Source organism: Methylibium sp. (assembly GCF_031393925.1).
Lineage (GTDB): Bacteria > Pseudomonadota > Gammaproteobacteria > Burkholderiales > Burkholderiaceae_C > Methylibium.
In genome coordinates, this window is record NZ_JANMWL010000122.1 from 1 (window position 1) to 7,371 (window position 7,371).

6 protein-coding genes and 1 tRNA gene are annotated in these 7,371 nt (G+C 67.0%); all 7 read left to right on the top strand.

Annotated elements, in window-relative coordinates; genetic code table 11:
- Positions 1 to 331: 331 nt before the first annotated feature.
- The 7 genes from RMO12_RS07100 (at position 332) to RMO12_RS07130 (ending at position 7,369) form a co-directional block, all read left to right on the top strand.
- Positions 332 to 1,252, top strand: a complete 921-nt coding sequence (locus tag RMO12_RS07100; protein WP_309638747.1) for an alpha/beta hydrolase — start codon at positions 332 to 334, stop codon at positions 1,250 to 1,252.
- Between the two features lie 89 nt (positions 1,253 to 1,341).
- Positions 1,342 to 2,446 (top strand): peptide chain release factor 2 gene (gene prfB, locus RMO12_RS07105; RefSeq protein WP_309638748.1). Its coding sequence is split into 2 segments (ribosomal slippage): positions 1,342 to 1,422 and positions 1,424 to 2,446, totalling 1,104 coding nucleotides; the frame shifts between segments, so codons are not numbered across the junction.
- Positions 2,447 to 2,471: 25 nt separating this feature from the next.
- Positions 2,472 to 2,744, top strand: coding sequence for a hypothetical protein (locus RMO12_RS07110; RefSeq protein WP_309624100.1), 273 nt, complete (start codon positions 2,472 to 2,474; stop codon positions 2,742 to 2,744).
- Entirely contained in the window at positions 2,741 to 3,172 is a 432-nt protein-coding gene (locus RMO12_RS07115; RefSeq protein ID WP_309638749.1) for a type II toxin-antitoxin system VapC family toxin, read from the top strand. Before RMO12_RS07110 ends, RMO12_RS07115 begins: the two co-directional genes overlap by 4 nt.
- Before the next feature lie 10 nt (positions 3,173 to 3,182).
- On the top strand, positions 3,183 to 5,894 hold the full coding sequence (gene pepN / locus RMO12_RS07120; RefSeq protein ID WP_309638750.1) for an aminopeptidase N: 2,712 nt from the start codon (positions 3,183 to 3,185) through the stop codon (positions 5,892 to 5,894).
- A 32-nt stretch (positions 5,895 to 5,926) separates the two neighbouring features.
- Positions 5,927 to 7,189, top strand: coding sequence for a 6-phosphofructokinase (locus tag RMO12_RS07125; RefSeq protein WP_309638751.1), 1,263 nt, complete (start codon positions 5,927 to 5,929; stop codon positions 7,187 to 7,189).
- 104 nt (positions 7,190 to 7,293) lie between these two features.
- A tRNA-Thr gene (locus RMO12_RS07130) sits at positions 7,294 to 7,369 on the top strand.
- The last annotated feature ends 2 nt before the right edge of the window (positions 7,370 to 7,371 follow it).

Consider the following 7,371-nt stretch of genomic DNA (forward strand, 5'->3'; position numbering starts at 1 on the left):
GCGCGCAGCGCGCTTGGTCATCTGATTCGTCGCGCGCTTGTTTGAACGCAGTGAACGCAGTGAGCGCAGTGAGCGCAGTGAGTTGCGCGACGGGCCACGAGCCCGAGCACCGCAAGGCAGTCGCAGCAAAGCGCAGACCGCCTCGATGAAGCGCTACCGCCTGCCCGGACGCGCCTTTGCCGCACCCCCCCGACCTCTTGCCCTTGCCCGCAACCCGCAAACCCGCAAACCCGCAACCCGAAGGCTGCCGATGGCTCGTTGCAGGCTGCCTTTCCTATTCAAATGAAAGCGAATCCGTATCACCCCGTGGCGGCGTTGGCTACAGTGAGCGATGACCCATGACGCCTACACGCCGCGCCGCATCGCGCGCTCCGAGTTCATTGATGTGCGCGGCCTGCGCTATCACGCCCGCGTGTGGGGTGACGTCGCGCTCGTCAACGCCGAACAGCCACCGCTGATGCTGCTGCACGGCTGGATGGATGTCGGCGCCTCGTTCCAATTCCTGGTCGATGCGCTGCCGGGCGAGCGCCGCGTGATCGCGCCCGACTGGCGCGGCTTTGGCCTCACCGCCTCGCCCGCCGCCGACAGCTACTGGTTCCCCGATTACCTGGGCGACCTGGACGCGCTGCTCGACCATTTTTCGCCTGCACAGCCGGTCGACCTGCTCGGCCACAGCATGGGCGGCAACGCGGTGATGATCTATGCCGGCGTGCGACCCGCTCGCGTGCGTCGGCTCGTCAACCTCGAAGGTTTTGGCTTGCCGCGGGCGTTGCCCGCGCTCGCGCCTCGGCGCTACGCCGCCTGGCTCGACGAGCTGAAGCAAGCGCAGCGGCTGAGCGACTACGCCTCGCTGGCCAAGGTGGCCGAGCGCCTGCGCAAGAACAACCCGCGCCTCGCACCCGAGCGCGCCGACTGGCTGGCGCCGCACTGGTCGCGGCTCGACGCGGCCAGCGGGCGCTGGGTGATCCAGGGCGACGCGGCGCACAAGCGTGCCAATCCGGTGCTCTACCGCGACGAGGAAGTGCTGGCCTGCTGGGAGCGCATCGAGGCCGGGGTGCTGTGGGTCGAGGGCAGCGAGACCGATGTGAGCAAGTATTGGGGCGACCGTTACCCGCGCAGCGAGTTCGAGGCACGCATTGCGCGGGTGCCACGACTCGAACGCGCAGTGCTCGACAACGCCGGCCACATGCTCCACCACGACCAGCCCGAAGCGCTGGCCGCGCACCTCGAGCGGTTTCTCGCCGCACTCTGATCCGCGCCCCGAGTGCGGGCCGCGCTGCGTGTGAAAATCCGCGCTTCGGCCGGCGCTCTGCACGGCCCCCAAGACACGAAAGATTCGCGATGGACATCGAACACATCAACGCCCTGGGCGCGCAGCTCACCGACCTGAGCCAGCGCACGCAAGACCTCCGGGGGTATCTTTGACTTCGATGAAAAATCTCGTCGGCTGAGCGAAGTCAACGCCGCGCTCGAAGACCCGACGGTCTGGAACGATCCCAAGAACGCGCAAGCCCTCGGCCGCGAGAAAAAGTCGCTTGACGTGGTGGTGCAGACCATCGCTTCGCTCGAGAGCAACCTGGCCGACAACGCCGAGCTGTTCGAGATGAGCAAGGACGAAGGCGATGTCGACGCTCTGAAGGCGATCGAGGCCGAGACCCGCACGCTGGCCGCGCAGGTGGAACAGCTCGAATTCCGCCGCATGTTCAACAATCCGGCCGACCCGATGCCGTGCTTCCTGGACATCCAGGCCGGCGCGGGCGGCACCGAGGCCTGCGACTGGGCGCAGATGCTGCTGCGGCAGTACCTGCGCTACTGCGAGCGCAAGGACTTCAAGGTCGAGATCATGGAAGAGACCGAAGGCGACGTGGCCGGCATCCGCAGCGCCACCCTCAAGATCGAGGGCGACTACGCCTTCGGCCACTTGCGCACCGAAACCGGCGTCCACCGCCTGGTGCGCAAAAGCCCGTTCGACTCCTCGGGCGGTCGCCACACCAGCTTCGCGAGCGTCTTCGTCTACCCCGAGGTCGACGACACGCTGGAGATCGAGATCAACCCGGCCGACGTGCGCACCGACACCTACCGCGCCAGCGGCGCGGGCGGCCAGCACATCAACAAGACCGACTCGGCGGTGCGCCTCACGCACATGCCCACCAACATCGTCGTGCAATGCCAGAACGACCGCTCACAGCACCGCAATCGCGACGAGGCCTGGCAGATGCTGCGCTCGCGCCTCTACGAGCACGAAATGCGCATCCGCATGGCGGCGCAGCAAAAGCTCGAGGACTCCAAGACCGACGTCGGCTGGGGCCACCAGATCCGCAGCTACGTGCTCGACCAGAGCCGCATCAAGGACCTGCGCACCAACGTGGAGATTTCCAACACGCAGAAGGTGCTGGACGGCGACCTGGACGCCTTCATCGAAGCCAGTTTGAAGCAGGGTGTCTGAGGTCGGTCGTGACACGCTGCATACAATGCGTGACACGGCGCTGCCGCCACCGGGAAACCCCATGAAGACGATGAGCGTGCGCGAGCTGCGGCAATCAACGCCGCGCCTGAAGGAAACGCTGGCGCGTGAAGGCCAGGTCCTCCTGCTGTCCAATGGCGAGCCCATCGGACGACTGCTGCCAGTCGAGGCCGAAATGCCGCGACCCAAGCTGCCCTCTTTGAAGGCGTTTCGGGCCAAGCAGCCCAAACCGAAGACGTCGATCGAACAGCTCATCCGCGAGGATCGCGACCGTCGATGAGCCTGATCTACGTCGACACCAGCGTGCTGGCAAAGCGGTATCTCGTCTCGCCGCAATCCGACGCGGTCGAGGCCATGCTCGAGGAGTCGGCCAACCGTTTCGTGGTGAGCAGCCTGTGCGCCCTCGAGCTCGAGTCGATGGTGGCGCGGCGCTCTCGCGAAGCATCGGGCAAGGGCCCGGATCGGCATCGAGCGCGCTTGCGCATCGACGACGACTTGCGCAGCGGATTCTTCGACATCGTGCCGCTCGACACCTCGGTCCTGATTGCCGCGCGCCTGTGCATCGCCGAGGGCGTGCCGCTCGCCACCCTGGACGCCCTGCACCTGGCCACCGCGCTTGCGGCGGGCGCCCAGGTGCTGGCCACCGACGACAAGCAGTTAGCCCGCGCCGCACGCGCGGCTGGGCTGAAAGTCATCTCCTTTTTATGAGACACGCACCATGCGCGAAGGCACCGCCCCCCTCATCCGCCGCGAGGACTACACCGCGCCGGCCTACTGGATCAGAACCGTCGACCTGACGTTCGACCTCGACCCGGCCAAGACGCTGGTCATCAACAAAATGCAGGTCGAGCGCAACGAAGCGGTGGCGCCCGAGGCGCTGCGCCTGGACGGCGAGGACTTGAACCTCACGCGCGTGCTGGTCAACGGCGAGAGCGTGTCGTTTCGCATCGAAGGCGCTCAGCTCGTGCTCGACGGCCTGCAGCACCTGGCGCCCGGCCCGTTCACGCTCGAGATCCGCAACACCTGCGCGCCGGCCAGGAATACCCGGCTGTCGGGGCTCTACACCTCGGGCGGCGGCTTCTTCACGCAGTGCGAGGCGCAGGGCTTTCGGCGCATCACCTACTTCTCTGATCGCCCCGACGTGATGGCGGTCTACAGCGTCACGCTCAAGGGCGATGCCAAGAAATACCCGATGCTGCTGTCCAACGGCAACCTGGTCGAGCAGGGCCCGCTCGACGGCGGTCGGCATTACGCCAAGTGGCACGACCCCTTTCCCAAGCCGAGCTATCTGTTTGCGCTGGTGGCGGCCAATCTGGTGGCGCGTGAGCAAAAAATCGTCAGCCGTTCCGGCAAGGAACACCTGCTGCAGGTTTATGTGCGCGCCGGCGACCTCGACAAGACCGAGCATGCAATGAATTCGCTCGTCGCGTCGGTGGCCTGGGACGAGGCGCGCTTCGGCCTGTCGCTGGACCTGGAGCGCTTCATGATCGTCGCGGTGAGCGACTTCAACATGGGCGCGATGGAGAACAAGGGCCTGAACCTGTTCAACACCAAGTTCGTGCTGGCAAGCCCCGCAACCGCGACCGACACCGACTTCCACAACATCGAGAGCGTGGTCGGCCACGAGTACTTTCACAACTGGACCGGCAATCGCGTCACCTGCCGCGACTGGTTCCAGCTCTCGCTCAAGGAAGGGCTCACGGTCTTTCGCGACCAGGAATTCAGCATGGACATGGCCGGCACGCCGTCCGCGCGCGCCGTCAAGCGCATCGAGGACGTGCGCCTGTTGCGCCAGCTGCAGTTTCCCGAAGACGCCGGCCCGATGGCGCACCCGGTACGGCCCGATGCCTACCAGGCGATCGACAACTTCTACACCGCCACCGTCTACGAAAAAGGCGCCGAGGTGGTGCGCATGATGCACACGCTGGTGGGCCGCGAGGGCTTCGCCAGGGGCATGACGCTCTACTTCGAGCGCCACGACGGCCAAGCCGTCACCTGCGACGACTTCGCCCAGGCGATCGCCGACGCCAACCCGGCGAGCGCGCTGGCCATGCAGCTCGACATCTTCAAGCGCTGGTATGCGCAGGCCGGCACACCGCGCCTGGCCGCACGCGGACGCTACGACGCGCCCAGCCGCAGCTACACGCTCGAGCTGGCCCAGCACAGCACCGGCGCCGACGGCCTGCCAGACCACAAGCCGCCGCACCTGCTGCCGGTGGCGATGGGGCTGGTCGCGGCCGATGGCCGCGCGCTGCCGTTGCAGCTCGAGCGCGAGCCAGCGCCCGTCGCAGACGCCGCGACCGGTCTGCCGGCGGTGGAGCGCGTGCTCGTGCTCGACGCGGCGCGCGAGTTCTACACCTTCGTCAACGTCGACAGCGAGCCGGTGCCTTCGCTGCTGCGCGGCTTCTCGGCGCCGGTGCTGCTGGACGCCAACCTCGGCGACGCCCAGCTGTTCACCCTGCTCGCGCGCGACAGTGACCCGTTCAACCGTTGGGAGGCCGGCCAGCAACTCGCCCTGCAGCGCCTGCTGGCGGCCGTGCGCGGCGGCGCCGAGCCGCAGCTCGGCGAGCGCTACACCGCGGCGATGCGCAGCGTGCTGCGCGACCCGACGCAGGGCGCGGCATTCAAGGAACTCGCCCTCACCTTGCCGAGCGAAACCCATGCCAGCGAACAGCTTGGCCACGACGTCGACCCGCAGCGCATCCACGCCGTGCGCGAGTCGATGCGTCGCCAACTGGCGCGCGCCCTGCACGCCGACTGGCTGTGGGCCTGGGAGACGCAGCAGCCGAGCGGCGGCTATTCGCCCGACGCCAGCAGCAGTGGCCAACGCGCGCTCACCAACCTGGCCCTGACCATGCTGGTGCTCGACGCACAGCAGACCGGTGACACCGTCTGGCCCGGCAAGGCCTACCAGCGCTTCAAGGAGGCCGGCAACATGACCGACCGCCTCGGCGCGCTGTCGGCGCTGGTCAATGCCCATGCCGAGCTGGCGCAACCGGCGCTGGAACGCTTTCACGCGCTGTTCAAGGACGACGCGTTGGTGATCGACAAGTGGTTCGCGCTGCAGGCGGGCGCCTGCGAGCAGGGCGGAGCGGTGTTCGCGCGCGCCAAGGCGCTGTTGCAGCACCGCGACTTCTCGCTCAAGAACCCGAACCGCGCGCGCAGCGTGCTGGCGATGCTGCTGCTCAACAACCCGGCCGCGCTGCACCGCGCCGACGCGGCCGGCTATGTGTTCTGGGCCGACCGCGTGATCGAAGTCGACGCCATCAACCCGCAGCTGGCCTCGCGCCTGGCGCGCGCACTGGACCGCTGGCGCTGCCTGGCCGAGCCCTACCGTCGTGCCGCGTGCGAAGCGATCACGCGCGTGGCGGCCAGGCCCGAACTTTCGGACGACACGCGCGAGATCGTGACGCGCGCTCTCCAGGCCTGAGCTCGAGCAACACCGTCAAGGAACACAGCACCATGGCCAAGAAAAAGAACGCGTTTTACGCCCAGTCGGGTGGCGTCACCGCCGTCATCAACGCCTCGGCCTGCGGCGTGATCGAAACGGCGCGTGCCAACAAGGACGTGATCGGCAAGGTCTACGCGGGGCGCAACGGCATCATCGGCGCGCTGACCGAAGACCTGATCGACACGAGCAAGGAGTCGGCCACGGCAATTGCCGCGCTGCGCAACACGCCCTCGGGCGCGTTCGGCTCGTGCCGCTTCAAGCTCGCGTCGCTCGAGGCCAACCAGCGCGAGTACGCGCGCCTGATCGATGTCTTCAAGGCGCACGACATCGGCTACTTCTTCTACAACGGCGGCGGCGACTCGGCCGACACCTGCTTCAAGGTGAGCCAGTTGTCCGAGTCCATGGGCTACCCCCTGCAGGCCATCCACGTGCCCAAGACGGTGGACAACGACCTGCCCATCACCGACTGCTGCCCCGGCTTCGGCTCGGTGGCCAAGTACGTGGCGGTGTCCACGCTCGAAGCGAGCTTCGACGTGCGCTCGATGGCGCTCACCTCCACCAAGGTGTTCGTGCTCGAGGTGATGGGCCGCCATGCGGGCTGGATCGCCGCGGCCGGCGGGCTGGTCGAGGATCACGGCATCCCGGTCGTGATCCTGTTCCCCGAGATCGAGTTCGATGAAAAGAAATTCATCGCCAGGGTCGACAAGCTCGTCAAGGAACACGGCTACTGCTCGGTGGTGGTGTCCGAGGGCTGCCACTACGCAAACGGCACCTTCCTCGCCGAGCAGGGTACGCGCGACGCGTTCGGGCATGCGCAACTCGGCGGCGCCGCGCCGGTGGTCGCCAACATGGTCAAGGCCGCGCTCGGCCACAAGTTCCACTGGGCCGTGGCCGACTACTTGCAGCGCGCCGCGCGCCACATCGCCTCCAAGACCGACGTGAAGCAGGCCTACGAACTCGGCAAGAAGGCCGTCGAGTTGGCCCTCGCGGGCCACAACGCGGTGATGCCGACCGTCGAGCGCCTCTCCGACACGCCCTATAAATACAAGATCGGTGTGGCACCGCTCGCCAAGGTCGCCAACGTCGAGAAGTTCATGCCGCGCGACTTCATTACCAAGGACGGCTTCGGCATCACCGACTCCTGCAAGCGCTACCTGCGCCCGCTGATCCAGGGCGAGGACTACCCGAAATACGGCAAGGACGGGCTGCCGGTGTACGTGAGCTTGAAGAACGTCGCGGTGGCGCGCAAGCTGCCGGCGTTCAGGCTGAAGTGAGGCGCGTGCCGCCGGGCGCGCCGCCATGTCGGCCGAGCGGCATCGGCTAGAATTTGGGCTTCGTCAAGAGGCTGCCGCACAACGGCAGCACCTGATAAACGAGCGCCGGCGTAGCTCAGTTGGTAGAGCAGCGCATTCGTAATGCGAAGGTCGGGAGTTCGACTCTTCTCGCCGGCACCAAT

Coding starts and splice junctions, on each gene's coding strand:
- RMO12_RS07100 (WP_309638747.1), top strand. CDS start 332: ATGACCCATGACGCCTACACGCCGCGCCGCATCGCGCGCTCCGAGTTC.
- RMO12_RS07110 (WP_309624100.1), top strand. CDS start 2,472: ATGCGTGACACGGCGCTGCCGCCACCGGGAAACCCCATGAAGACGATG.
- RMO12_RS07115 (WP_309638749.1), top strand. CDS start 2,741: ATGAGCCTGATCTACGTCGACACCAGCGTGCTGGCAAAGCGGTATCTC.
- pepN (WP_309638750.1), top strand. CDS start 3,183: ATGCGCGAAGGCACCGCCCCCCTCATCCGCCGCGAGGACTACACCGCG.
- RMO12_RS07125 (WP_309638751.1), top strand. CDS start 5,927: ATGGCCAAGAAAAAGAACGCGTTTTACGCCCAGTCGGGTGGCGTCACC.